The sequence below is a fragment of the Streptomyces zaehneri genome, from assembly GCF_032248645.1.
Lineage (GTDB): Bacteria > Actinomycetota > Actinomycetes > Streptomycetales > Streptomycetaceae > Streptomyces > Streptomyces coriariae.
This window is the reverse complement of sequence record NZ_JASTTJ010000007.1, coordinates 33,693-56,783: the sequence shown is the minus strand read 5'-3', so window position 1 is coordinate 56,783 and position 23,091 is coordinate 33,693. Positions and strand designations below refer to the sequence as shown.

General features: G+C 71.1%; 26 protein-coding genes. 13 read left to right on the top strand and 13 right to left on the bottom strand.

Annotation, left to right across the window (positions count from 1 at the left end; translation table 11 throughout):
• Window positions 1-10: 10 nt before the first annotated feature.
• Window positions 11-415, bottom strand: a complete 405-nt coding sequence (locus tag QQM72_RS13710) for a hypothetical protein (protein ID WP_314221141.1) — start codon at window positions 413-415, stop codon at window positions 11-13.
• A gap of 137 nt (window positions 416-552) precedes the next feature.
• Between QQM72_RS13710 and QQM72_RS13705 the strand changes: the two genes are divergently transcribed.
• Window positions 553-1,020, top strand: a complete 468-nt coding sequence (locus QQM72_RS13705; RefSeq protein ID WP_314221140.1) for a DUF1877 domain-containing protein — start codon at window positions 553-555, stop codon at window positions 1,018-1,020.
• Window positions 1,021-1,030: 10 nt separating this feature from the next.
• On the opposite strand, the gene QQM72_RS13700 is transcribed toward QQM72_RS13705, so the two are convergent.
• From QQM72_RS13700 to QQM72_RS13690, 3 genes are all read right to left on the bottom strand, one after another.
• Window positions 1,031-1,585 carry a hypothetical protein gene (locus QQM72_RS13700; protein ID WP_314221139.1) on the bottom strand — a complete coding sequence of 185 codons (555 nt, stop codon included), beginning with the start codon at window positions 1,583-1,585 and terminating at the stop codon, window positions 1,031-1,033.
• A gap of 91 nt (window positions 1,586-1,676) precedes the next feature.
• Entirely contained in the window at window positions 1,677-1,925 is a 249-nt protein-coding gene (locus tag QQM72_RS13695) for a hypothetical protein (protein WP_314221138.1), read from the bottom strand.
• Between the two features lie 32 nt (window positions 1,926-1,957).
• Window positions 1,958-3,556, bottom strand: coding sequence for a beta-N-acetylhexosaminidase (locus tag QQM72_RS13690; protein ID WP_314221391.1), 1,599 nt, complete (start codon window positions 3,554-3,556; stop codon window positions 1,958-1,960).
• A gap of 249 nt (window positions 3,557-3,805) precedes the next feature.
• Between QQM72_RS13690 and QQM72_RS13685 the strand changes: the two genes are divergently transcribed.
• The 5 genes from QQM72_RS13685 to QQM72_RS13665 all read left to right on the top strand — a co-directional run bounded on the left by QQM72_RS13685 (window position 3,806) and on the right by QQM72_RS13665 (window position 8,027).
• Window positions 3,806-4,360 carry a 2-oxo-4-hydroxy-4-carboxy-5-ureidoimidazoline decarboxylase gene (locus tag QQM72_RS13685; protein WP_314221137.1) on the top strand — a complete coding sequence of 185 codons (555 nt, stop codon included), beginning with the start codon at window positions 3,806-3,808 and terminating at the stop codon, window positions 4,358-4,360.
• Between the two features lie 249 nt (window positions 4,361-4,609).
• The gene (sdhC, locus tag QQM72_RS13680) at window positions 4,610-4,990 is read left to right on the top strand and encodes a succinate dehydrogenase, cytochrome b556 subunit (protein ID WP_078615861.1); all 381 of its coding nucleotides are present in this window, start codon (window positions 4,610-4,612) and stop codon (window positions 4,988-4,990) included.
• A 5-nt stretch (window positions 4,991-4,995) separates the two neighbouring features.
• Complete coding sequence (locus tag QQM72_RS13675) at window positions 4,996-5,478, top strand: succinate dehydrogenase hydrophobic membrane anchor subunit (protein ID WP_314221136.1); 483 nt, start codon at window positions 4,996-4,998, stop codon at window positions 5,476-5,478.
• Window positions 5,479-5,511: 33 nt separating this feature from the next.
• Window positions 5,512-7,266: a succinate dehydrogenase flavoprotein subunit gene (gene sdhA, locus QQM72_RS13670; RefSeq protein ID WP_142265855.1), complete on the top strand. Its 1,755-nt coding sequence runs from the start codon at window positions 5,512-5,514 to the stop codon at window positions 7,264-7,266.
• Window positions 7,266-8,027 carry a succinate dehydrogenase iron-sulfur subunit gene (locus tag QQM72_RS13665; RefSeq protein ID WP_314221135.1) on the top strand — a complete coding sequence of 254 codons (762 nt, stop codon included), beginning with the start codon at window positions 7,266-7,268 and terminating at the stop codon, window positions 8,025-8,027. The genes sdhA and QQM72_RS13665 overlap by 1 nt, the downstream gene beginning before the upstream one ends.
• 117 nt (window positions 8,028-8,144) lie before the next feature.
• On the opposite strand, the gene QQM72_RS13660 is transcribed toward QQM72_RS13665, so the two are convergent.
• The 3 genes from QQM72_RS13660 to QQM72_RS13650 form a co-directional block, all read right to left on the bottom strand.
• Window positions 8,145-8,408: a TM2 domain-containing protein gene (locus tag QQM72_RS13660; RefSeq protein WP_020131050.1), complete on the bottom strand. Its 264-nt coding sequence runs from the start codon at window positions 8,406-8,408 to the stop codon at window positions 8,145-8,147.
• Between the two features lie 235 nt (window positions 8,409-8,643).
• A complete protein-coding gene (locus QQM72_RS13655) occupies window positions 8,644-9,063 on the bottom strand; it encodes a DUF2752 domain-containing protein (protein ID WP_314221134.1) in 420 nt (139 codons plus the stop codon).
• Entirely contained in the window at window positions 9,056-9,556 is a 501-nt protein-coding gene (locus QQM72_RS13650; protein WP_314221133.1) for a TM2 domain-containing protein, read from the bottom strand. The genes QQM72_RS13655 and QQM72_RS13650 overlap by 8 nt, the downstream gene beginning before the upstream one ends.
• A 149-nt stretch (window positions 9,557-9,705) precedes the next feature.
• Here QQM72_RS13650 and QQM72_RS13645 point away from each other — a divergent pair, with 149 nt between their 5' ends.
• The 4 genes from QQM72_RS13645 to QQM72_RS13630 all read left to right on the top strand — a co-directional run bounded on the left by QQM72_RS13645 (window position 9,706) and on the right by QQM72_RS13630 (window position 12,047).
• Window positions 9,706-10,113 carry a VOC family protein gene (locus QQM72_RS13645; RefSeq protein ID WP_314221132.1) on the top strand — a complete coding sequence of 136 codons (408 nt, stop codon included), beginning with the start codon at window positions 9,706-9,708 and terminating at the stop codon, window positions 10,111-10,113.
• A gap of 125 nt (window positions 10,114-10,238) precedes the next feature.
• Entirely contained in the window at window positions 10,239-10,655 is a 417-nt protein-coding gene (locus QQM72_RS13640; protein ID WP_314221131.1) for a hypothetical protein, read from the top strand.
• A 5-nt stretch (window positions 10,656-10,660) separates the two neighbouring features.
• Window positions 10,661-11,170, top strand: a complete 510-nt coding sequence (locus tag QQM72_RS13635; protein WP_314221390.1) for a thiol-disulfide oxidoreductase DCC family protein — start codon at window positions 10,661-10,663, stop codon at window positions 11,168-11,170.
• A 10-nt stretch (window positions 11,171-11,180) separates the two neighbouring features.
• Entirely contained in the window at window positions 11,181-12,047 is an 867-nt protein-coding gene (locus tag QQM72_RS13630; protein ID WP_314221130.1) for a TetR/AcrR family transcriptional regulator, read from the top strand.
• Here QQM72_RS13630 and QQM72_RS13625 read toward each other — a convergent pair.
• Window positions 12,040-14,454, bottom strand: coding sequence for an MMPL family transporter (locus QQM72_RS13625; RefSeq protein WP_314221389.1), 2,415 nt, complete (start codon window positions 14,452-14,454; stop codon window positions 12,040-12,042). The two genes, QQM72_RS13630 and QQM72_RS13625, sit on opposite strands and share 8 nt — an antisense overlap.
• 167 nt (window positions 14,455-14,621) lie before the next feature.
• On the opposite strand from QQM72_RS13625, the gene QQM72_RS13620 reads away from it, so the two are divergent.
• Window positions 14,622-15,311: a response regulator transcription factor gene (locus QQM72_RS13620; RefSeq protein ID WP_314221129.1), complete on the top strand. Its 690-nt coding sequence runs from the start codon at window positions 14,622-14,624 to the stop codon at window positions 15,309-15,311.
• The gene (locus QQM72_RS13615; RefSeq protein WP_314221128.1) at window positions 15,308-16,771 is read left to right on the top strand and encodes a sensor histidine kinase; all 1,464 of its coding nucleotides are present in this window, start codon (window positions 15,308-15,310) and stop codon (window positions 16,769-16,771) included. The genes QQM72_RS13620 and QQM72_RS13615 overlap by 4 nt, the downstream gene beginning before the upstream one ends.
• A 101-nt stretch (window positions 16,772-16,872) precedes the next feature.
• On the opposite strand, the gene QQM72_RS13610 is transcribed toward QQM72_RS13615, so the two are convergent.
• The 4 genes from QQM72_RS13610 to QQM72_RS13595 form a co-directional block, all read right to left on the bottom strand.
• Complete coding sequence (locus tag QQM72_RS13610; protein ID WP_314221127.1) at window positions 16,873-17,274, bottom strand: ATP-binding protein; 402 nt, start codon at window positions 17,272-17,274, stop codon at window positions 16,873-16,875.
• Window positions 17,275-17,395: 121 nt separating this feature from the next.
• The gene (locus QQM72_RS13605) at window positions 17,396-18,949 is read right to left on the bottom strand and encodes an ABC transporter substrate-binding protein (RefSeq protein WP_314221126.1); all 1,554 of its coding nucleotides are present in this window, start codon (window positions 18,947-18,949) and stop codon (window positions 17,396-17,398) included.
• 193 nt (window positions 18,950-19,142) lie between these two features.
• Window positions 19,143-20,492 carry a metallophosphoesterase gene (locus QQM72_RS13600; protein WP_314221125.1) on the bottom strand — a complete coding sequence of 450 codons (1,350 nt, stop codon included), beginning with the start codon at window positions 20,490-20,492 and terminating at the stop codon, window positions 19,143-19,145.
• Between the two features lie 2 nt (window positions 20,493-20,494).
• Window positions 20,495-20,734, bottom strand: a complete 240-nt coding sequence (locus tag QQM72_RS13595) for an SCO4848 family membrane protein (RefSeq protein ID WP_142265844.1) — start codon at window positions 20,732-20,734, stop codon at window positions 20,495-20,497.
• 91 nt (window positions 20,735-20,825) lie between these two features.
• Here QQM72_RS13595 and QQM72_RS13590 point away from each other — a divergent pair, with 91 nt between their 5' ends.
• Window positions 20,826-22,187 carry a D-alanyl-D-alanine carboxypeptidase family protein gene (locus QQM72_RS13590; protein WP_314221124.1) on the top strand — a complete coding sequence of 454 codons (1,362 nt, stop codon included), beginning with the start codon at window positions 20,826-20,828 and terminating at the stop codon, window positions 22,185-22,187.
• Here the strand turns inward: QQM72_RS13590 and QQM72_RS13585 are convergent.
• Window positions 22,141-23,058 carry a YihY/virulence factor BrkB family protein gene (locus QQM72_RS13585; protein ID WP_314221123.1) on the bottom strand — a complete coding sequence of 306 codons (918 nt, stop codon included), beginning with the start codon at window positions 23,056-23,058 and terminating at the stop codon, window positions 22,141-22,143. The genes QQM72_RS13590 and QQM72_RS13585 overlap by 47 nt on opposite strands.
• Between the last annotated feature and the right edge of the window lie 33 nt (window positions 23,059-23,091).

Genomic DNA, 23,091 nt, shown 5'->3' with positions numbered 1-23,091 from the left:
ACGGGTGCGGCTACCGCCGCCCCCGCATCGCGTCCCGGCACAGCAGCCGCAGGGAGCCGTGGCCGCCGAAGCAGCGGCGGGCCTCGTCAAGGGGTTCCCAGAGACGGCCGTCGGGGGTGCGGACCCAGTGGTCGCCGCCGGAGCCCCACCACTCGGCGCCGGTCTGCCGGACGATCACCTCACCGGCGTACGCGCCGAGCCCGCGCAGCACATGCTCCACGGCGGTGTACGGCGAGCCCTCCCGCCGCAGCTCCTCGATCAGCCGGTCGACGCGCCACAGGCTCTGCGCGGAGTGGTCGAGCCGAGGCCGTACGCCGTCGGGCGCGGCGGCCACCGCGTCCGCCGCCCACCGCACCGGTTTGGCGGCGGCGGAGGGCCGGGCCGCCTGCTGACTCTGTTGCGTCGTCCACGTCACACATCGAAGAGCGCCACCGGGCCGTGATCCGTCACCCGGATCCGGCGCCTTCGCGAGACCGGCGCAGGACCGACCCACCGCCACCCCAGAACGGGCACAGGAGTGATGCTTCGGGCCCCCGGTGCGCTCCTTGAGTGATGAACGCGTACCTCCAGCTCCGCGCCGTGCCTCCTTCGGCACTGCGCAACAGCGCGACCTGGCTGCGGAAGCTGTTCGACGATGACCACGCCGGTAACGCCGTGCGGGACCGGATGAACCGGCACCGCGCGCGCAATCTCGACGGCCGCTACGGCGACCACCAGTTGCTCTACGCCGACGCACAGGTGGTGCTCGGCGGCGAGCGGGTGTACCCGGCCGGTTCGAAGGAGCCGCCCTTCGTGGTCCTGACCGTGGCCCAGGCCACGCGGGTCGCCACGTTCCTGACGGAGAGCGACTTCGACGACCTGTGGCGGCCGGCCCGTGCCGAACTACTGCCCCGGTACGGCGGCGCTGCCGAGGAGACCCGCACGCGGGCCGCCTTCGCCTCGGCGCACCGGGAGCTGACGGCCTTCTACACCGCAACCGCGCTGCACCGAGACGCGGTCGTCAAGTGGCTGGCGCCGTGAGGGTGGGTGCTCACCTACGTCCACGGGCCCGCCGCGAGACCACCGCGCGCAGCACCCGGCGCCCTTCCGTGGTCACCTCCAGCGCCCGGCGCAGTCCGCCCGCGCCATGACCGGCGAGCACCTCCAGGACGGCGACCTGGCGGCGCAGTTCGGCGGCGACGAGGGGTGACATGCCCTCCGTGCGGCCTTCCCGGCGGGAGTCGACCGGGGAGGCGTCCTCGGCCGGGTCGAGGAGGCGGTGGATCTGGAGCGAGGCGACGGAGCAGGCGTCGGCCCAGAGCCGCACCTCGGCGGCGGAGCGGCTCCCCGGTGCGGCGGCCAGCATCCGGCGGGCCAGGAGCCCGGCCTCGTCGCCCTCCTCCGCCTCCGACGCCAGTTTGCCGCGCGCCTGTTCCAGCAGCTCGCCCCAGTCGGCGGCGTCGGAGTCCTCCGTGAGGGCGCCCCACAGCGGTCGCAGGATCTCGTCGTCACCACCGAGCAGGGGTACGCACCGATCCAAACAAGCCAGCCCGCTGGCAGCCAGTCCGCGTTCGTCGGCCTGAGCGATCAGTTCCACCAGGCTCATCCACGCCTCCCTCGCCAGGGCGCCGACCTTACGGAGCCCACACTTCCCCTTACTGCGTGCGACGGGCCAGGAGTGTCACAGGCAGGGGTTTTCAGCCAACTCCACCGAGGCCGCCACCGCCACCGGTTCGGCCGATCCCGCCGATTTCGCCGCCCCCTCCCACGGCGCCGACCGCACCGACCGCACCGACCGGCGGCGATACCGCGCCCGGGCCCTGGAGCGCCTTCTCGTTCTGCATCCCCGTCAGCCGCAGGACGAAGGCGATCGCGAGGACGGCCGCGAGGATGCCGACCGCGTCCGGCCCTCCCCTGGGCCTCCTGCGCGGCAGCACGCGGAACATACGGATCACCGACGCCGTGCGTCCAGCGGAAATCAACCGAGCCTGTTCGCCAGGGCCGTGAACTGCGTCCAGGTCAGCGGGGGTGTCCCGGCGTCCCACAGCTTCTGCGAGGTGGCCCGCAGCGGCATCCGGATCCCGGCCGCGATCTGGTCCTGGGTCTGCGAGTTCGCGAGGTCGCACCACACCGAGAAGGAGCCGCCGAGGATCTGGGCGTCGTACTTCGCGGGGACCGGCGTGGTGCCGCGCAGCACCCGCGGGGTCCACTGCTCGTAGATCCGCTTCCCGGTCGGGTAGACGAAGTCGTTCGGTTCGCCGAGGACGTAGTACAGGTACTCGTCGTTGTAGTTGAGCATCTTGAGCCCGGTGCTCAGGTACTCGACCGGCGGCCGTGCGCCGATCTCCTTGCCGGTCCAGTAGGCGACCACGAGGTCGGAGGCCGGCTTGACCGACGTGCCGCGGAAGAAGCCGTCGTTCCACACCCGCATGGTGCGGTCGTGGGCGCGGACGGTGTCGGCGCGGTCGTTGAGCCAGCCGGTGGTGAGGTCGGCGACGCCCGCGCCGGAGCCGTACCGGGCCGTCGCGGCGGCGGCCAGCTGGGGGTAGGAGGCCGCCGGACTGGAGACCGTCAGGGCCTGGTACTCGTCGCCGCCGAGGTGCCAGTAGGCGCCGGGGAAGACGTCGGCGTACTCGTCCAGCAGGTCGTCGAGGAGGTCCGCGGACTCGTCCTTGGAGATGTCGATCGCCCCGCGGGTCGCCACCCCGCTCGCGTTGCGCAGCTGGAGTTCGGGGTGGGCCGCGAGAACGGCGCCCAGGTGTCCGGGCGAGTCGATCTCGGGCACGACGGTGATGTGCCGGCTCGCGGCGAGGTCGACGATCTTCTTCACCTCGGCCTTGGTGAGGTGCTTGCTCGAGACGATCTCCGGGTGGCTGTCGGACTCGATCCGGAAGGCCTGGTCGTCGGAGAAGTGCAGGCCGAGCTGGTTGTACTTCAGATCGCCGAGCTCGCGCACCCGGTCCTCGATCCAGGCGGCGGTGAAGTGCTTGCGCGCGATGTCCAGCGTGAACCCGCGCTGCGGCTTGGCCGGCTGGTCCCGTACGACGCCCTCCGGCGCCGTACCGCCGGCGTGCACCTCCTGTTTGAGGGTGCGGGTGCCGTAGAAGACGCCCGCGTCGGAGGGCGCGCTGACGGTGACCCGCCCGCCGCGCACGGTCATGGTGTACGACTCGGGGTTCGCGCCCTCGTCGTCGTTGAGCGCCAGCCGCAGGTCCCCGTCGCGTACGTCGTCCTTCTCCCCGGCGTACGTCAGCCCCAGCTCGCCGGCGACCAGCCGTCCCTCGTCGGCGAGCCCGGCGTCGCTCACCACCACCCGGCGGGTGGACTGCGGCTTCCATCCGGGGCCGCGCGCCGGGGTGTGGGCGCTGACGGCGGGAATGGTGCGGGGGGTGGTGGAGAGGGCGTAGGAGCGGGTGGGCGTCGGGGCCTGCGCGGCGGCGGCGCCGGTGTCACCCGCGCCGGGCGTCCTGGCGGCCTGCCGGGAGGCGGCCGATCCGGCCGGTGTCGTGCCGTCGTCGTCCGACGAGGCCCACACGCCGAGCCCCACGCCGAGCGCGGCGACCAGGCCGCCCGCCATCACTGCCCGCGCCGCGACCTGCTGGTGCGGCTTCCTCCGCGGCGCCCGGCGCCGATGCCTGTGCCTGCTCACTCCGCCCACCGTACGACTCCCGGCGGCCCGAAGCGCGTCGGGCCCGGCGTGACGGAGTCCACGACACCTTCCGAAACTCTCTCGTTCGGGTGAAATTCAGGCATCGGTCAGACACGTCCTGACCGCACTCGATAACGTGTCGACACACCTTTCACTGCATCCCCTGCCACATCACACGTGACGCGAGGATCCACGCTGCCTGCGCACCGTCCTTCCCCTCCCTCCGGCTGCCTCGCCATACCGGCACAGACCCGGAGCTCACCCGCGTCCGTGCCGGACGGTCTCAACACCGTGCCCGCCGCCGAGGCACACCGCACCCTCCTCGCCTGCCTCCACAGCCTCCGCTGGGCCCGCCGGATCGCCGACCACCGCCCGTATCCGACGCTCGACGCCCTGCTGGCCGCATCCGACGAGGCCGCGTACGACCTGAGCCCGGCCGATCTGGCGGAGGCCCTGGCGACGGAATCCCTGCCCGGCCTGCCCGCGGACGCGTACGGAGCGGCGCACATGGCGCTGGACGCGGCCCACGCGGCCTACGAGGCCCGATTCGGACACGCGTTCGTCATCTGCCTCGACGGCGTTCCCCAGGAGGAGTCCCTGGACCACGTCCTGGAGGGCATCCGGTCACGATTGGCAAACGATCCCGAGGACGAACGGGTCGTGGCGGCGGAGGAACTCCGGAGACTGGCAAGGCAACGGCTGACGCGGCTCGCCCGAGGCGCGGGGCGGTGACCGGCGCGGCTCCGCCGCGGGGCACGACCGGCCACCACGGCACCGCATCCGGAACCGAACGGGACACTCCACCCCAGATGCCGCAACGCTCACCCATCCGCGTGCCACTTTGATCACACAGGTAGGCCCGACGTAAGCCGAGCGCCAGTGCCTCGCTACGATGCTGGGGGCCGGTGGACCGTACCCGGCCGGGCCCGTCCGACACCCCAAGCCGGCAGGCCCCAATCCCCGCTCCCGGAGGGTTCTTCCGTGCCGGCTGGAACGCTGTACCGCGGCCGGGAAGGAATGTGGTCCTGGGTGGCTCATCGAGTCACCGGCGTCCTCATCTTCTTCTTCCTGTTCGTTCACGTGCTGGACACCGCCCTCGTGCGTGTCTCCCCCGAGGACTACGACAAGGTCGTAGCCACCTACAAGACGCCGGTCGTGGCGCTGCTGGAGTACGGCCTCGTGGCCGCCATCCTCTTCCACGCGCTCAACGGCCTGCGCGTCATCGCCGTCGACTTCTGGTCGAAGGGCCCCCGCTACCAGAAGCAGATGCTCTGGAGTGTCGTGGGCCTGTGGCTGCTGCTGATGCTCGGGGCGATCTACCCCGTGCTCGGCCACGCCGCTCGTGAACTGTTCGGGAGCTGAGACCGATGGCCACCACTGAAACCACCGCGGCCGGGATCGGCCCCGTCGAGGGCGGCTCCGTCTACGACGTGGACAACCCCGCGCCCTTCATCGAGCCGCCGCGCCTGCGCACCAAGAAGACGCCCAGGTCCACCCGGGGCAACTTCGAGATGGGCGCCTGGCTGTTCATGCGCCTGTCCGGCGTCGTACTGGTCGTCCTGGTCCTGGGTCACCTGCTGATCCAGCTCGTCCTGGACGGCGGTGTCTCCAAGATCGGCTTCGCCTTCGTGGCCGGCCGCTGGGCCTCCCCGTTCTGGCAGGTCTGGGACCTGCTGATGCTGTGGCTCGCCATGCTGCACGGGACGAACGGCCTGCGCACGGTCATCAACGACTACGCGGAGCGCGCGAACACCCGGCTGTGGCTGAAGGGCCTGCTCTACACCGCCGCGGTGTTCACCATCCTGCTGGGCACGCTGGTGATCTTCACCTTCGACCCGAACATCCGCTAGGCGCACGGGACCGAGGGACTGAGAGAAACACTCATGAAGATCCACAAGTACGACACAGTCATCGTCGGCGCCGGCGGCGCCGGTATGCGCGCCGCGATCGAGTCGACGAAGCGCAGCCGCACCGCCGTGCTGACCAAGCTCTACCCCACCCGCTCCCACACGGGCGCCGCGCAGGGCGGCATGGCCGCCGCGCTGGCCAACGTGGAGGAGGACAACTGGGAGTGGCACACCTTCGACACGGTCAAGGGCGGTGACTACCTGGTCGACCAGGACGCCGCCGAGATCCTGGCGAAGGAGGCCATCGACTCCGTCCTCGACCTGGAGAAGATGGGCCTGCCGTTCAACCGGACGCCCAACGGCACGATCGACCAGCGCCGCTTCGGCGGTCACAGCCGCAACCACGGCGAGGCCCCGGTCCGCCGGTCCTGCTACGCGGCCGACCGCACCGGTCACATGATCCTCCAGACGCTGTACCAGAACTGCGTGAAGGAGGGCGTGGAGTTCTACAACGAGTTCTACGTCCTCGACCAGCTGATCACCGAGGTCGACGGTGTGAAGCGGTCCGCGGGTGTGGTCGCGTACGAGCTGGCGACCGGCGAGATCCACGTCTTCCAGGCGAAGGCCGTCATCTACGCCTCCGGCGGCACCGGCAAGTTCTTCAAGGTGACCTCGAACGCGCACACGCTGACGGGTGACGGCCAGGCCGCCGTGTACCGGCGCGGGCTGCCGCTGGAGGACATGGAGTTCTTCCAGTTCCACCCGACCGGCATCTGGCGCATGGGCATCCTGCTGACGGAGGGCGCCCGCGGTGAGGGCGGCATCCTCCGCAACAAGGACGGCGAGCGCTTCATGGAGAAGTACGCGCCGGTCATGAAGGACCTGGCGTCGCGTGACGTCGTGTCCCGCTCGATCTACACGGAGATCCGGGAAGGCCGCGGGTGCGGACCCGAGGGCGACCACGTCTACCTCGACCTCACCCACCTCCCGCCGGAGCAGCTGGACGCGAAGCTCCCGGACATCACGGAGTTCGCGCGCACGTACCTCGGCATCGAGCCGTACACGGACCCGATCCCGATCCAGCCCACCGCGCACTACGCGATGGGCGGCATCCCGACGAACGTCCAGGGCGAGGTCCTGAGCGACAACACGACGGTCGTCCCGGGCCTGTACGCGGCCGGCGAGGTCGCCTGCGTGTCGGTGCACGGCGCCAACCGTCTGGGCACCAACTCGCTGCTGGACATCAACGTGTTCGGCAAGCGGGCGGGCATCGCCGCCGCCGAGTACTCGCAGAAGGCGGAGTACGTCGAGCTGCCGGAGAACCCCGCGCAGCAGGTGATCGACCAGGTGGAGCACCTGCGCTCGTCCACCGGCACCGAGCGGGTCGCGGAGCTGCGCCGCGAGCTGCAGGAGACCATGGACGCGAACGTCATGGTGTTCCGCACCGAGCAGACGATCAAGACGGCGGTGGAGAAGCTCGCCGAGCTGCGCGAGCGCTACCGGAACATCTCGATCCAGGACAAGGGCCGGCGGTTCAACACGGACCTGCTGGAGGCCATCGAGCTGGGCAACCTGCTCGACCTGGCCGAGGTCATGGCGGTGTCGGCGCTGGCCCGCAAGGAGTCCCGCGGCGGTCACTACCGCGAGGACTACCCGAACCGCGACGACGTCAACTTCATGCGCCACACCATGGCGTACCGCGAGGTGGGCGACGACGGCACCGAGTCCATCCGACTCGACTACAAGCCGGTCGTCCAGACCCGCTACCAGCCGATGGAGCGTAAGTACTGATGGCAACTCCCGTTCTGGACAAGGTCGAGGCGGAGTCCGCGGCCTCTCCGTACATCACGGTCACCTTCCGGGTCCGCCGGTTCAACCCGGAGGTCTCGGCGGATGCCGCCTGGCAGGACTTCACGCTGGAGATCGACCCGAAGGAGCGCGTCCTCGACGGTCTCCACAAGATCAAGTGGGACGTCGACGGCACGCTGACCTTCCGGCGCTCCTGCGCCCACGGCATCTGCGGTTCGGACGCGATGCGGATCAACGGCAAGAACCGCCTCGCGTGCAAGACGCTGATCAAGGACATCAACCCCGAGAAGCCGATCACGGTCGAGCCCATCAAGGGCCTGACGGTCCTGAAGGACCTGGTCGTCGACATGGAGCCGTTCTTCCAGGCGTACCGGGACGTCATGCCCTTCCTCATCACGAAGGACACGAACGAGCCCACGCGTGAGCGCTTCCAGACCGCCGAGGACCGCGAGCGGTTCGACGACACGACGAAGTGCATCCTCTGCGCGGCCTGCACGTCGTCCTGCCCGGTGTTCTGGAACGACGGCCAGTACTTCGGTCCGGCCGCGATCGTGAACGCCCACCGCTTCATCTTCGACTCGCGCGACGAGGCGGGTGAGCAGCGCCTGGAGATCCTGAACGACAAGGACGGCGTCTGGCGCTGCCGCACGACGTTCAACTGCACGGACGCCTGCCCGCGCGGTATCGAGGTCACGAAGGCGATCCAGGAGGTGAAGCGAGCGCTGATCACGCGCCGCTTCTGAGCTTTCCGAGCCTCCCGGCTCGCTGGTCTGCGCACACGGCGAGGGCCCCGCTCCTTGAAGGAGCGGGGCCCTCGCCGTGTCGCCGCGCCGGCGTCGGCCGGTGTCGCCGCGCAGGTGTCAGCCGCGCAGGACGCGACCCTGCTTGTCGGTGCGGTCGTTGCTGGTGAGGAACAGGATGCCGTCGATCAGCGCCCAGATGCCGAGGCCGCCGCAGGTGAAGAGCTGCGCGACGCCCACGCCGACGGAGCCGACGTAGAAGCGTCCGATGCCGAGGGTGCCCAGGAAGAGCTGGAGGATACCGGCGACGATCTTGGACTTGTCGGAGTACGGACGACCAAGCGGGTCGACCCCGTAGGGGGCCTGCGGGGTGGGGACGGTCATGAGAACTGCTCCTGAAATGCCTGCGGGAGGCCGGTGCGGCCTGCTCCGAAATGGGGAGTCCGGGAGGGATACGACGCGACGAACACACGCGTCGACCGACGTCGACCGATCTCGACCCACGCCCTCGCACGGCTCCGCCGCGCCAGGACGTCCCCCCTGTGACTGGTGAGCCTAGAGAAAACAGAGGGTAAAAAGGGAGTACAAATGATCCATCGTTCCTGATCCGTGATCAAAATCAGTCAACTACGTTCCGGAGCACCGCCCACGCGATCGCGACACCGAGGACAAGCGTCAAACCCCTTGGTCCCAGGCGCGGATGCCAGGCGCGGCCGTGCAGACCGGCCCACATCCAGCGGACCAGCAGTGCGAGCGCGTACGGCGAGGCGAGCAGCAGGACACGGTTGTCGAGCCAGGCCTGCGTGAAGTGACCGTGCATCAGGTCGTACACCATGCGGGTGCCGCCGCAGGCGGGGCAGAGCAGGCCGGTGACGAGCCGGAACGGGCACCGCGGGAGCCAGTGGCCGGGCTGGTGCGGGTCGGTGGCGTAGAGATACGCGGTGCCGGCCGCGCCGGCGGCGAGCACCGCGACGGGAGCCGCCGCCGGGTGCCGCAGCACGGCCGGACACCTCGCGGAGAGGCGCTCCGCGTCAGCCACGCAGGATCCGCCCGTTGGAGTCGGTCTTGTCGTCGCTGACCAGCAGGATGATGCCGTCGATCAGCGCCCAGATGCCGAGGCCGCCGCAGGTGAAGAGCTGGGCGAGGCCGATGCCGACGTCCCCCATGTAGAACCGGCCGACGCCGAAGCTGCCCAGGGTGAGCTGGAGCACGCCCGCGACGATCTTCGACTTCTCGGAGTAGGGGCGGCCCATGAGGTCGTACCCGTAGGGGGCCTGGGGGTCGCCGGTGAAGGTGCCGGGCGGTATGTAGCCGCCGGCGGGATAGCCGGGGCCCGGGTAACCGGGGTGGGCGTAGCCCGGGTACGGCTGGCCGGACTGGGGGTAGCCGTAGGGGCCGGGGCCCGGCTGGCCGGGACCCGCGTCCTGCGGGCCGCTCGGACCCCCGGAGCCGCCGGCCGGGTACCCGTAGCCGGGTGGGGGCGGCTGCGGCGGCTGCTGAGGCTCTTGGGGCTGCTGTGGCGTTTCGGACAAGGCGAGTTCCCCCGAGGTCTGTTGATCGGATGATCCGCTGACGAGATGAGTGCGGATTAACGCAGGACATCTTGCAGCAGAAAACCCGCCACGCGGAGACCGGGGTGCTCTTGACCGGTTTTCGGGCCCCCTACACCTAATCTGACGACATGTCAGATGACCAGTCGTGCGAGCTGCTCGGTTTCGACAACCTCCTGCTGCCCGTCGGGGACCTCGGCGAGGCTGTCGGCTTCTACGAGCGGGCCGGATTCACGGTGGGGCTGCGGTTCGACGAGGCCGGGATCGCGTTGCTGAAGGTCGGGGGCGAGACACCGGGGGTCCTCCTCCGGCACGAGGAGGCCCTCGGGCACCAACCGCCGCCCTGGCCGTCCCCACGCGTCTGGCTGGAGGTGCCGGACGCGCGGGCGGCGGCGCGGCGGCTGACCGAGGCGGGCGTCACCCCCCTGGATCCGCCGTTCTCCACGTCCACCGGCTGGACCGTCGAGATCGCCGACCCGTGGGGGAACGTCCTCGGGTTCACGGACTACCTCAAGCGGCCCGAGCTGGCGAGGCGTTAGGACCCCGAGGCGGCGGCACCCGACGGCGGCGCCCTACCCGCACCCCTTCAGTTGAACGTGTTCAAAACAAGCGCTACAGTCATCCGCGACAGCGTTTTGAACGCGTTCAAGAAAGGGTGGGGAACATGGACCGCACGGTCATCGCCTACGTCGTCTACCTGGTCGTCAGCATCGGACTGACCGTCTGGGTGGCCAGGACCCTCAGCAACAACGGACGGATCTTCCTCGCCGACGTGCTCCAGGGCAACGAGAAGCTCGCCGACGCCGTCAACCACCTCCTGGTGGTCGGCTTCTACCTCGTCAACCTCGGCTTCGTCGCCCTCTACCTGAGCGGCGACGACACCATCGAGGACACGCGCGGCATCTTCGAGGCCCTGTCGACCAAGGTCGGTGTGGTGCTGCTGGTGCTCGGTGCGATGCACCTGGCCAACGTGTACGTCCTCAACCGGATCCGGCGGCGCGGGGTCATGGAGCGGGAGCAGGTCCCGCCCGTCGCCCCGCAGGCCTGGGCCGCCCCCTCGGCGCCCACCGCCGGGGCGTGAACACGATGGCAGCCGACCGGGACGCCGCCGACCGGGACGCCCGGCGCGTCCCGGTCCGCCGGCTCACCGTGCTCCACGACGCCGAATGCTCCCTGTGCGGCTTCCTGCGCGACTGGCTGGGCCGGCAGCCGCAGCTGGTGCCGCTGGAGTTCGTCCCGGCGGGGTCCGCGCAGGCGGCCGCCCGCTTCCCCGGACTCGACCATCGCGCGACCCTCGACGAGATCACCGTCGTCGGCGACTCCGGCCAGGTCTACCGCGGCACCGCCGCCTGGATCGTCACCCTGTGGGCGCTGCGCGAGTACCGCCCGCTGTCCCACCGGCTGAGCACCCCCGCCGGGGCGAAACTGGCGCGGGGCGCCGTTCTCGCCGCCGCCAAGTGGCGCGGCGGGCAGGGGCGGTCCGTGGGCTGGGGCGGGGGCGTCTACCGCCGTGGCGACGGTTGGTCGTACGACCCGCGGCTGGGCTGGAGCTACCACCGGCCCACCTGTGCCGACGGCACCTGTTCAACTGGCTAGGCTCCTGTACGTGCCCGCGAACAACGACGGTCCCGCCGAGGCCGCTTCCCCGTCCGAGCCCCATGAGGCCGCTTCCGCGACCGAACGTCATGAGGCCGCCCCCACGTCCAAGTCCGAGCAGACCCGCGCTCTGATCCTGGAGACGGCGATGCGGCTGTTCCAGGAGCGCGGCTACGACAAGACGACGATGCGGGCCATCGCCCAGGAGGCCGGCGTCTCGGTCGGCAACGCCTACTACTACTTCGCCGGCAAGGAGCACCTGATCCAGGGCTTCTACGACCGGCTCGCCGCCGAGCACCGGGAGGCCGTCCGGGACGTCCTGGCGCGGGAGAGCAACCTGGAGGCCCGGCTGGCGGGGGTGCTGCGGGTCTGGCTGGAGGTGGCCGAGCCGTACCACGAGTTCGCGGTCCAGTTCTTCAAGAACGCCGCCGACCCGGACAGCCCGCTCAGCCCCTTCTCCGCCGAGTCGGAGCACGCGCGCGTGGAGGCCATCGCCGTCCACAAGGAGGTTCTCGCGGGGTCGAAGGCGAAGGTTCCCGAGGAGCTGCGGGAGGTGCTGCCGGAGCTGATGTGGCTCTCCCAGATGGGCCTCGTCATGTACTGGATCTACGACCGCACGCCGGGGCGCGAGCGCAGCTACCGGCTGGCCGGCCGGGGCGCGCGCCTCACCGCGCGGGGCGTGGCGCTGGCCCGGTTCCGGGTGCTGCGGCCGCTCGTCCTCGAGGTCCACGACCTGTTCACGGACTTCCTGCCCGGCATGACCAACGCCCTGCCGGACCCCGTGAAGAAGAGCCCGCCGGGCCGGGCGGGCTCTGGAAGCTCTGCGGGCCCCGAGGGCTCTGCGGGCTCTTCTCCGGATCCGGATGGGGTCAGCTGACCTCCGCGGCCTCCTCCAGCTCCACGTCGTAGACCAGGGGCTCCCCCGCGACCGTCAGCCGGCGGGCACGCTTCAGCAGGGGCGGCGCGGCCGTCGTCGCCAGCAGATACGTTCCCGGGGCCGGGACGGAGAGGATGTACGAGCCGTCCGCGAGGGAGGCCACGCGGTCCAGTTCCCGTCCGCCCTGCGACATCAGGGTGACCGTCGCGTCCTCGACCGGTTCACCGGCCGTGTTCCGGACGAAGCCGTGCACGACCGAGGCCGGCCCTTCGCCCACCGCGGCCGTCGCCGGCGCCGCCGCCTCCTCCTTGGGCTCGACCGCGAGATGCGGCAGCCGCTTCTCCAGCCACCCGGGCAGCCACCAGTTGGAGTCGCCGAGCAGGTGCATCGCGGCCGGGACCAGTGCCGTACGCAGGATGAACGCGTCCAGCGCGACGGCGGCCGCGAGGCCGACGCCCGCCATCGCCGCGCCCGAGTCGCCGCTGAGCACGAAGGCGAGGAAGACGCAGACCATGATCAGGGCGGCGGAGTTGATGACCCGGCTGGTCTCCGCGAGGCCCACCCGGACCGCTCGCGCGTTGTCCCTGGTGTGCACCCACTCCTCGTGCATCCGGCTGACCAGGAAGACCTGGTAGTCCATCGACAGGCCGAAGAGCAGGGACAGCATGATGACGGGCAGGAAGGCGTTGATCGGCCCCTCCTTGCCGAGGCCGAGCAGGTCGAGGCCCCAGCCCCACTGGAAGACCGCGACGAGGACGCCGAAGGAGGCCGCGGCCGCGACCAGGTTCATCACGGCGGCCGTCAGCGGCACCACCAGGGAGCGGAAGGCGACCAGCAGCAGCAGGAAGCCCAGGCCGATGATGGTGGCGATGAAGAGCGGCAGACGGTCGCCGGTGACCGTGGCGAAGTCCTTGGACACCGCCGTGACGCCACCCACGTGCGCCTGGGCCCCGGCCTCCGGGATGACGTCGTCCCGCAGCCGGTCGATCAGGGTGTCCGTCTCCGCGGACTGCGGCGAGGTCGTGGGCACCACCTGGATGACCGTGACCCCGCTCGCGGGCGGCAGGGCGGCCACCTGGGCGACGCCGGGCGTGTCCTTGATGCCCTGAGTCAGGGCGGTGGCGTCACCGCCGTCCACGACCACCTGGAGGGGGCCGTTGAAGCCCGGCCCGAAGCCCTCGGCGAGCAGGTCGTAGGCCTTGCGGGTGGTCGTCGAGGCGTCGTCGTTGCCCTGGTCGGTGGCGCCGAGGCGGAGCGACAGCACGGGGAGCGCGAGGACGGCCATGACGACCAGCGCGAGCGCGGCGATCGTCCGCGGCCGGCGCTGCACGCCCGTCGACCAGCGGGCCGCGGGGCCACTCGCCTTCTCCGGCTCCGGGCCGGTCGCGGCCAGCACGCGCCGCTGCCTGCGGCTCAGCACCCGCGCGCCGAGGAAGCCGAGCAGCGCGGGCAGCAGGGTCGTCGCGGCGAGGACGCTCAGCACCACCGTCAGGGAGGTGCCGATGACGACGCCGTCCAGGAAGCGCAGGTTCGTCACCAGCATGCCGGCCAGGGCGATGCACACCGTGCCGCCCGCGAACAGCACCGCCCGGCCCGAGGTGTTGAGGGCGACGACCGTCGACTCCTCCGGGTCCAGGCCGCGCAGGACGCCCTTGCGGTGCCGGGTGACGATGAACAGGGCGTAGTCGATGCCGACGCCGAGGCCGATCAGCGAGGACAGCAGCGGGGCCAGGTCCGGGATGTCGGTGACATGGCTGAGCAGCTGGGTGGAGAACAGGCCCATGCCGACGCCGAAGACCGCGACGGCGAGCGGCAGCAGCATCGCGTACAGCGAGCCGAAGGCCAGGAACAGGACCACCGCCGCCGCCGCGAGGCCGACCATCTCGGCGAGGCCGGTGGGCGGTTCCTGCACCCGCTGGACGGCCTGGCCGCCCACCTCGACCTCCAGGCCGTCCCGTCCGGCGCCCCGAGCGGTGTCGACGACGTCCTGGACGAGTTCCTTCGGTACGGAGTTCGCCTGCTCGGTGAAGGTGATCTGGGCGTAGGCGATCCGCCCGTCACCACTGATCCGCGCCGCGCCCGCCGCGTCCGCCGCGTAGGGGCCGGTCACCCCGCCGACGCCCTTCATGCCCGCGATTCTGTCGAGCGCGGGCTGGATCCGGGACCGTACGTCCTGGTCCCGTACCGAGCCTTCGTCGACCTTCCACACGACCGTGTCGGTGTCGCCGGCGCTCGCCGGGAACGCCTTCTCCATCAGGTCGTACGCCTTCTTGGAGTCCGTGTCGGGGAGGGAGAAGACGTTCGCGTAGTCCGTGCCCGCCGTCGAGGCCGAGAATCCCAGGCCGAACAGCGCCCCCACCCAGAGCAACAGGACCACCAGCCGGTGCCGATAGCACCAGCGTGCCAATGCCGCCACGCTCAATCTCCTTCACCAGATCGTCGGTCGGTCCCCCAGGTCCTGGGCAACAGGATCGGTGGCGCCACGCGTGCGTGGACATGTGACGACCATGACTCTCAAGGAACTCCAAAGCGTGAACCGGCGCGGTCGTCGGCGGGTCCGCCGATACTGGGGGCATGACGACGGCATCCGGCACCGTGCTGGTCGTGGAGGACGAACCGAGCATCGCGGACGTCCTGGCCATCGCCCTGCGCTACCACCGCTTCGAGGTCATGACCGCGGGCACCGTCCGCGAGGCCCTCGCCCTCGCCGACCGCACCCGGCCCGACGTGGCGCTCCTGGACGTCATGCTGCCGGACGGCGACGGCCGGGCCCTGGGGCGTGAACTGCGGTCGCGCAGGCCGGACCTGGCGCTGGTGTTCCTCACCGCGCGGGACGCGCCGACCGAGATCGTCGGCGCCCTCGGCTTCGGCGACGACTACATCACCAAACCGTTCGACATCGACGTGGTCGTCGCCCGCATCACCGCCGTGCTGCGCCGTACCCGGCCGGCCGACGTCCTTCCGCAGCGGCCGCCGCTGCGGTACGGCGACCTGGAGCTCGACGAGACGACGTACAGCGTGCACCGGGCGGGCCGCTCGGTGGAGCTCACCCCCACCGAGTACGCGCTGCTGCGGTTCCTGGTGCGCAACGGCGGCCGGATCGTGCCCAAGGAGCAACTCCTGCGCCATGTCTGGCAGTACGAGCACACCCCGCCGGAGTCGACGGTCGTCGAGACGTACATCAGCTATCTGCGGCGCAAGCTGGACGTCCTGGGGCCGTCGGTGATCACCACCCGGCGGGGCGTCGGATACGGGCTGGCGTGAGGCGGATCCACCGGCACGGCATCCACTCGCTGCGGGCCAAGCTGACGGCGGCCAACGTGGGGCTGCTCGCGCTGGGCATCGTCGTCGCGACCGCCGTCAGCCTGATGGGGATGCGGCACTACCTGCTCGACCAGGTGGACGCCGAGCTGACCAAGATGCGTGACTCGCTGGGCAGTTCGCAGCTCACCCTGCGCCAGATCGACTCGCTGTCCGTGCTGAGCGTGGTCAGCGACCGGCTCATGCCCCAGAACGCGGACACGCGGGGCACGGACGCCCGGCCGGCGCCGGACTCGATCTTCACCGCCGTCGACGGCCGGGGCACCGCCCTCGCCGTCTTCGACGTCCGGCCCACCGACGCCCAGCGCGGCCTCGCGGACGCGGTGTCCGACCCGCTCGCCCTCAGCGCCGACGCCGACCCGCACGACGTCACGGTGCACGGCGACACGTACCGCGCGACCGCGACCCGGCTGCCCGACGGCACGTACATCCTGCTGGCCACCTCCACCGAAGCCCTCCACAAGGGCATAGCGAAGGCCCTGAAGCTCGACCTCGCCGTCGGCACGCTGCTGCTGGCCCTGCTCGCCTGTCTGACCCTGTTCAGCGTGCGGCGGCGGATGCGGCCGCTGGAGGACATGGTGGAGACGTCGTCGGCGATCGCCGAGGGGGACCTGACCCGGCGCGTGCCCTCCAGCCACCACCCCACCCAGGAGGTCGAACAGCTGCGGCTCGCCCTGAACTCCATGCTCCACCAGGTGGAGACGGCGTACCGCACGCGCGAGCACAGCACGGCCCAGCTGCGCCGATTCGTGGCCGACGCCTCGCACGAACTGCGCACCCCGCTCTCCGCGATCCGCGGCTATCTCCAGCTGTACGACCAGGGCATGCTGGTCGAGCAGGAGGAGCGCCGGCGGGCCTGGGACCGGATGAACGGCGAGGTGGACCGGATGGGCCGGCTCGTCGACGAGCTGCTCACGCTGGCCCGCCTCGACCAGCGGCCCGAACTGCGGCTGCGGGGCGTCGACGTGAGCCGTCTGATGCGGGACTCGGCGCAGGACCTGCGCGCGCAGCAGCCCGGCCGGCCGGTGACGGTCGAGGCCGAGGGCGCCGTGCTGGTGCGGGCCGACGAGTCGGGGCTGCGTCAGGTGCTGGGCAACCTGGTGGCCAACGTGCGCACGCACACCTCGGTCGAGGTGCCGGTGCGGCTCGGTGTGGAGCGGGTGGACGGGGTCGTACGGCTGTCGGTCGAGGACAAGGGGCCGGGGCTGGGGCCGGAGGACGCGGCGCGGGTCTTCGACCGTTTCTTCCGGGCCGGGGGCGGCGCGGGCAGCGGTCTCGGTCTGGCGATCGTGCAGGGGGTCGTCCAGGCGCACGGCGGCGAGGTGAGCGTACGGACGGCGCCGGGCGAGGGGCTGGCCGTCACGGTGACGCTGCCGGCCCGGCCGAAGGCCCGCGTCGTCTGAACGCGTGCCACCGCGGGGCCGGCCCGTGGGCGCCGGCGGGGGCTCCTCCAGGGCGCTTCTTTTGAACCGGGTCGGACCCGGGCTGATCCACGAGAGACGCCCTAGGCGGGGGCCGTGACCAGGGCCCATACCGTCTTGCCGTGGCGTCCTCTGCTCCACACGCCCCACGCCGCGGCGAGGTGCTCCACCAGGTGCAGCCCACGGCCGTGTTCCTCCGACTCCCCGGCCGGCCGCGGCCGGGGTTCGAGCCGGCCCTCGTCGGAGACCTCTATCAGGCAGGAACCGTCACCGAGCGCGGTGACGGCCACCTCGAACTCCCGCTCGAGGAGGGGGCCGTGGCGTACGACGTTGGTGGCCAGCTCGGACACGACGAGGACCGCGTCGGCCAGCGCCGGGTCGTCGGGGCCGTGCCCCCAGTCCGCGAGATGGTCCCGGACCCGGCGCCGGGCGAGACCGACGGACGCCGGATGCCGGGGCAGCCGGAAGGAGTTGCGTCTCAGCACGTCTGCTCCTCATCCCGTACACACCTCCCTCACATGGTGCCGCTCCGGGTGCCTGCCCGGTATGACGGGGGCGCATGCCGGCTCACGGGATCAGCTGTGCGAGCCGGGTGGGTACTTCGGCTCAGATCCAGTCGAGTTTCCAGAGGCGGAACACGCCGTTGCCGTCCGCCAGGAACTGACCGCCGCCGATGTCCGCGCTGGTGACGATGTACTCCTTGCGCTGCCACAGCGGGACGACCGGCACCTCCTTGGCGATGACCTGCTGGAGGTCGCGGAAGTCGCCGGCGGCCCGGCTGCGGTCGGCGAACTGCCGGCTCCCGGCGATGTACTTGTCGACGGCCTTGCTGCTGTAGCCGGTGTTCATGGTGGAGTCGGTGCCGACGAGCGGGCCCGCGAAGGTGTCCGGGTCGGGGTAGTCGGCGACCCAGCCGACCGCGTACGCGTCGAGCTTGCCGGTGGCCCACCGCTTCTGGAAGTCGGTCCACTCGTAACCCTTGACGTCCACCTCGAACAGACCGCTCGCCTCCAGCTGACGCTTGAGCTCCTGGGCCTCGGCCGCCGCGGCGCCGCTGCCCAGGCCGTAGCCGTAGGTGAACTTCACCGGGATGCTCACGCCGGCCGACTTCAGCAGCTTGCGTGCCTTCTCGGCGCTCCGGTCCGGGTAGCTGTCGAAGAAGGAGGTGGTGTGTCCGGTGATGCCGGTCGGGATGAGCGAGTACAGCGGGTCGACCGTCCCGTCGTACACACTCGCCGCCAGCTGCTCGCGGTCGATCAGCCAGGCCACCGCCTTGCGGACGTCCGTCTCGTGCAGCGGCGAGCCGGAGCGGGTGTCGAAGTACAGGTTGCGGGTCTCGGAGCCGTCGGCCTCGTAGACGCGCTGGCCGGGGTCGCTGGTGTCGAGGGCGGCCAGCACCGCGGGCGGCAGCTGCCGGGTGGCGGCCTTGACCTCCTTGGCCTTCCAGGCCTTCTCCAGGGCCTCGGGGTCCGCGTAGTAGCGCAACTCGATCGGGGCGCCGGTCGAAACGGCGCCCTTGTAGCGCGAGTTGGGCGAGAGCAGGACCTTCTTGCCCTTCGTGTACCCGGTCAGCCGGTACGGGCCGGTGCCGTCGACGCCGCTGCCGACGCGCAGCCCGTCCGCCGGGTAGCGGGTGTGGTCGACGATCGAGCCGGCTCCGGTGGCCACCTTGAACGGGAAGGTGGCGTCCGGCGACGACAGGTGGAAGGTGACCTTCAGGCCTTTGGCGTCCACCGACTTCAGGGTGGAGAACAGGGACGCCGGGCCGACATCCGAGTTGATCTTCTTGACCCGGTCGAAGGAGTACTTCACGTCCTCGGCGGTCACCTCGGAGCCGCTGTCGAAGGTGAGGTCGTCCCGCAGCTCGCAGCTGTACGTGACGAGGCTGCCCTTGTCGAAGGCACAGCTCTCGGCCGCGTCCGGCACGGGCGAGACGCCGCCCGGCTCGTAGGTCAGCAGCGACTGGAAGACGTTGCTGAACAGCGCCCAGGACCCGGCGTCGTAGGCGCCCGCCGGGTCGAGCGAGGTGACCGTGTCCGTGGTGCCGACCGTGATGGTCGCTCCACCGCTGTCCTGCGACGGCAGCAACTGCCAGCCACCCACTCCGACGACCGCGAGAACCAGCAGCGTCAGGAGTATCCGCATGCGAACAGATCGCATGGTGATGCCCTGCCTCCCCAGGCCGCCAGACGGGCCCAGTCCACAGAAAAAGTGCCGCTCCCCTTGGCGGCGGGCTCACCTAATCACACGTGTTTCGCCAGGGGGAAGAGGATTCTGGCGAGATGGGAAAGAACTTACCGACGCCGTGTTTCGACCGGGTTTCACAGCCTCTCCACAGGCTTCTGACCGGCCGTCAGGCGTGCGTCGAGGCCAGTTCGACGACGGTGATGTCGGACGGCGCCCCGACGCGGGTGGGCGGGCCCCAGGCGCCCGCGCCCCGGGACACGTACAGCTGGGTGTCGCCGTAGCGCTCCAGCCCCGCCACGGTCGGATTCGCGGCGGCCGCGAGGAGGTTGCCGGGCCACAGCTGGCCGCCGTGCGTGTGGCCGGAGAGCTGCAGGTCGACGCCGTGGCGTACGGCGTCGTGGATCTGGACGGGCTGGTGGGCGAGGAGCACGCACGCGCGCGTGGTGTCACGGTCGCCGAGCGCGCCGGCGAAGTCGGGCCCCTGGCCCTCGCTCTCGCCCGCGATGTCGTTGACGCCGGCCAGGTCGAACCAGGGCAGCTCCGTACGGGCGTTCTCCAGCGGGTTCAGGCCGAGCCGCCGCACCTCCTCGACCCACTGCTCGGCGCCGGAGAAGTACTCGTGGTTGCCGGTGACGAAGAAGCTGCCCTGCCGGGCCTTCAGCCGCGCGAGCGGGGCCGCCGCCGGGCCCAGGTCCTTCACGCTGCCGTCGACCAGGTCGCCGACGACCGCGATCAGGTCGGGCTGCGTCGCGTTGATCGTGTCGACGACCTTCTGCGCGAAGCCCCGGCCGAGGACCGGGCCCAGATGGATGTCGCTGACGACCGCGATCCGGTAGCCGTGGGCGCCGCGCGGGAGCTTGGCCAGGGGCACCGTCACCCGCTTGACCCTCGGGCCGCGCAGCACGCCGTAGGTGCCGTAACCGACCGTGCCGACAGCGGCCGCGGCCGCCGCACCGGCCACGACCCGGGACACGAAGAGCCGACGGGAGGGGGCCGAAGGAGACCGCTCCGGGCGCTCGGGCGCCGGACCCTCGGGCGCCGGCTTCCCGGACTCCGGCCGTGCGGGCACCTGGCCTTCGGACCCCGGACCGCCGGGCGTCGGCTCGGCGCGTTGCGGCCGCTCGGCCTCCCCTGCCTCGGAGGCCGGCGCTCCGATCGGGACCGGCTTCGGCTCGGGCTGTGCCGCGGCGGTCCCGGCGGGCGCCCGCTTCTCCAGGAAGCGGCGCAGCAGCGGCCGTACGGCCTCGCCGACGATCACGGCCAGCAGCAGGTAGACCGACAGGGCCAGCCACAGGAAGCCCGGCCAGGCCAGCACGCGCTGGAGCCAGAAGGGGGCGCCGGTGCGTTCGGCGACCAGGGCGCCGATCGCCAGCGCCCAGCCGCCCGCGACCAGCACCGCGCCGCCGCGGCGCGCGCGGCCGGGGCCGCGGGTGGTGTCGCGGAACAGCCGCCGCCACAGGTACCAGTTGGCCGTGACGAGCACGGTCAGGACGAGCAGCACGAAGACGATCACCACGGCTATGACGCCTGCCGCAGTGCGCGCAGACCGCGCAACCCGATGGCCCCGACGACCGTCCCCAACACAAAGGAGACGACAGCGAGCGTCAGGTGCACCCAGAAGTACGCCGTGGGATCGCCGTCGTCGAAGGCGAGCCCGCTGCTGTCCTTGATCAGGTTCTTGACGAAAGTGACCCAGATGACCCAGCTCCACACCCCGAAGGCGAGCAGGAACCAGGAGACGGGGCGGCTGAGCTTCATGGGTTCAGTATCACCGCCGGTTGTCCGGTTCCGTGACCGGGGTGGGGAGGGTGACGGGACTTCCCGTCGCGTGCCAGGTACGTTCTCCGTCGTGCCCGCACCCATGAAGCAGACCGTCAGGCGAACCCTGCTGGTCACCTCCGCGACCCTCGCGTCCCTCGCGCTCACCGCGCCCGCCTCGCTCGCGGCGCCGAGCCCGTCACCGTCCCCGGCGGCGTCCGGATCGCCGTCCGCGTCGGCCTCGCCGTCCGGATCGCGGTCCACCTCAGGGTCCGCGTCCGCCTCGCCGTCGGTCGCTCCACCGGCGAACATGTCGTCCGTGGGCGGTACGCGGCTCGGGCAGGCCGGGACGCAGGTGGCGATCGCGGGTGGCGCGCCGGTGCTGCCGAAGGACCTCACCGCGCGGTCGTGGATCGTGGCCGACGCCGAGTCGGGGGACGTGCTCGCCGCGCACAACGCGCACTGGCGGCTGCCCCCGGCGAGCACGATGAAGATGCTCTTCGCCGACACCGTGCTGCCGAAGTTCCCCAAGGCCACCGTGCACAAGGTCGAGGCGAAGGACCTGGCCGGCATGGGGGCCGGTTCCAGCCTCGTCGGCATAAAGGAGGGCGAGACGTATACGGTCCACGACCTGTGGCTCGGCGTCTTCCTGCGCTCCGGCAACGACGCGGTGCACGTCCTGTCGCAGATGAACGGCGGCATCGGCGAGACCGTCAAGGACATGAACGAGCACGCCGAGGAGCTCCAGGCCCTCGACACGAACGTCGTCTCCCCGGACGGCTACGACGCCCCACACCAGGTCTCCTCCGCGTACGACCTGACGCTGTTCGCCCGCTCGGGACTCCAGAAGCAGGACTTCCGGGAGTACTGCTCGACCGTCACGGCCAAGTTCCCCGGCGAGACGACGAGGAAGAAGGGCAAGACGACCCGCGGGACCTTCGAGATCCAGAACACCAACCGGCTGCTCAGCGGCGACTACGACATCTCCCAGTACCCGGGCATCGCGGGCGTCAAGAACGGCAACACCACCAACGCGGGCGCCACCTTCACCGGCGTGGCCGAGCGCAACGGCAAGGTGCTGCTCGTCACGGTCATGAACCCGGAGAAGACCGACCACAACGAGGTCTACAAGGAGACCGCCGCCCTGCTGGACTGGGGCTTCCAGGCGGCCGGCAAGGTGACGCCGGTCGGTGAGCTGGTCGCGCCGAAGGGCACCGCGCAGGCCGGCGCGCAGCCCGGCGCCAACCCGTCGTCCTCCGCGCAGGACGGGCAGGCGGGCGGCGCCGGGGACGTGTCGGCGAAGCCGGTGGCGGGCGCGGTGACCGAGAGCGGCTCGGGCGGCATGTGGATCGCGCTGGCGGTCACCGGCGGACTGCTGGTGCTGCTCGCGGGCGGCGGGTACCTCGTCAACCGCCGCTGGCCGCTGCCGGACCTGGTACGACGTCGTCGCTGACGTCGATGTCGCGCGGGTTGTCGGGGACGCTGCCCGTCGCCGTCCAGGCCGCGCAGTACAGGACCAGCTTCGAGGTGAAGTTGATCCACAGCAGCAGGGCGATGGGCACGCCGAACGCGCCGTACATGCTCTTGGCGGCCACGCCCTGCATATAGCCGCTCAGCAGCAGCTTGAGCAGTTCGAAGCCGACGGCGCCGATGAGCGCGGCGACGACGAGGCGGCGGCGCGGGGGTTCGACGCCGGGCAGCAGGGTGAGGACGTAGAGCAGGAGCAGGAAGTCGGCGAGGACGGCGACGGAGAACGCGGCGACGCGCAGCAGCACGCTGCCCCAGCCCGCCTTGTCGATGCCGGACTGCTCGATGATCCAGCCGACCAGCGCCGAGGCGACGGTGGAGATGGCGAGGGTGAGCAGGACGGCGCCGCCGAAGCCGACGAGGACGCCCGTGTCCTTGACCTTGCGAAGGACGGGGTTCTCGTCGTCGTCGGGCCGCTCCCAGACGGCGCGCAGACAGTCCCGCATCTGGCCGACCCAGCCGATGCCGGTGAGCAGCAGCAGCGCGCCGGCGATGAGACCGACGGCGCCCGCGTTCTGGACCAGGCCGTCGATGTCCAGCTGGTCGGAGATGCCGGGGACCTGATCGGCGATCTTGTCCTGGAGCTCCTGCTGCTGGGACTCGCTCACCGTGGCGGCGGCGACGGCGGCGGCCACGGTCAGCAGCGGGAAGAGCGCGACGAAGCTGACGAACGTCATGGCGGCGGCCAGCCGCGTCCACTTCACCCGGTCCAGTCGCTCGTACGACCGCCACGCGTGCGTGGCCATGAGGCGCGCGACCCACGGCCCGATGCCGGGGAGCTTCTTCAGCCAGTCCATGATCCGACTCTGCCCCTGTCCGGAGGAAAGACG

Bases quoted from the DNA above. Each gene is read 5' to 3' on its own strand.
- QQM72_RS13705 (WP_314221140.1), top strand. From the start codon at position 553: ATGAACGCGTACCTCCAGCTCCGCGCCGTGCCTCCTTCGGCACTGCGC.
- QQM72_RS13700 (WP_314221139.1), bottom strand. From the start codon at position 1,585: ATGAGCCTGGTGGAACTGATCGCTCAGGCCGACGAACGCGGACTGGCT.
- QQM72_RS13695 (WP_314221138.1), bottom strand. From the start codon at position 1,925: ATGTTCCGCGTGCTGCCGCGCAGGAGGCCCAGGGGAGGGCCGGACGCG.
- QQM72_RS13690 (WP_314221391.1), bottom strand. From the start codon at position 3,556: ATGGCGGGCGGCCTGGTCGCCGCGCTCGGCGTGGGGCTCGGCGTGTGG.
- QQM72_RS13675 (WP_314221136.1), top strand. From the start codon at position 4,996: ATGGCCACCACTGAAACCACCGCGGCCGGGATCGGCCCCGTCGAGGGC.
- sdhA (WP_142265855.1), top strand. From the start codon at position 5,512: ATGAAGATCCACAAGTACGACACAGTCATCGTCGGCGCCGGCGGCGCC.
- QQM72_RS13665 (WP_314221135.1), top strand. From the start codon at position 7,266: ATGGCAACTCCCGTTCTGGACAAGGTCGAGGCGGAGTCCGCGGCCTCT.
- QQM72_RS13660 (WP_020131050.1), bottom strand. From the start codon at position 8,408: ATGACCGTCCCCACCCCGCAGGCCCCCTACGGGGTCGACCCGCTTGGT.
- QQM72_RS13645 (WP_314221132.1), top strand. From the start codon at position 9,706: ATGTCAGATGACCAGTCGTGCGAGCTGCTCGGTTTCGACAACCTCCTG.
- QQM72_RS13640 (WP_314221131.1), top strand. From the start codon at position 10,239: ATGGACCGCACGGTCATCGCCTACGTCGTCTACCTGGTCGTCAGCATC.
- QQM72_RS13635 (WP_314221390.1), top strand. From the start codon at position 10,661: ATGGCAGCCGACCGGGACGCCGCCGACCGGGACGCCCGGCGCGTCCCG.
- QQM72_RS13620 (WP_314221129.1), top strand. From the start codon at position 14,622: ATGACGACGGCATCCGGCACCGTGCTGGTCGTGGAGGACGAACCGAGC.
- QQM72_RS13605 (WP_314221126.1), bottom strand. From the start codon at position 18,949: ATGCGATCTGTTCGCATGCGGATACTCCTGACGCTGCTGGTTCTCGCG.
- QQM72_RS13595 (WP_142265844.1), bottom strand. From the start codon at position 20,734: ATGAAGCTCAGCCGCCCCGTCTCCTGGTTCCTGCTCGCCTTCGGGGTG.
- QQM72_RS13585 (WP_314221123.1), bottom strand. From the start codon at position 23,058: ATGGACTGGCTGAAGAAGCTCCCCGGCATCGGGCCGTGGGTCGCGCGC.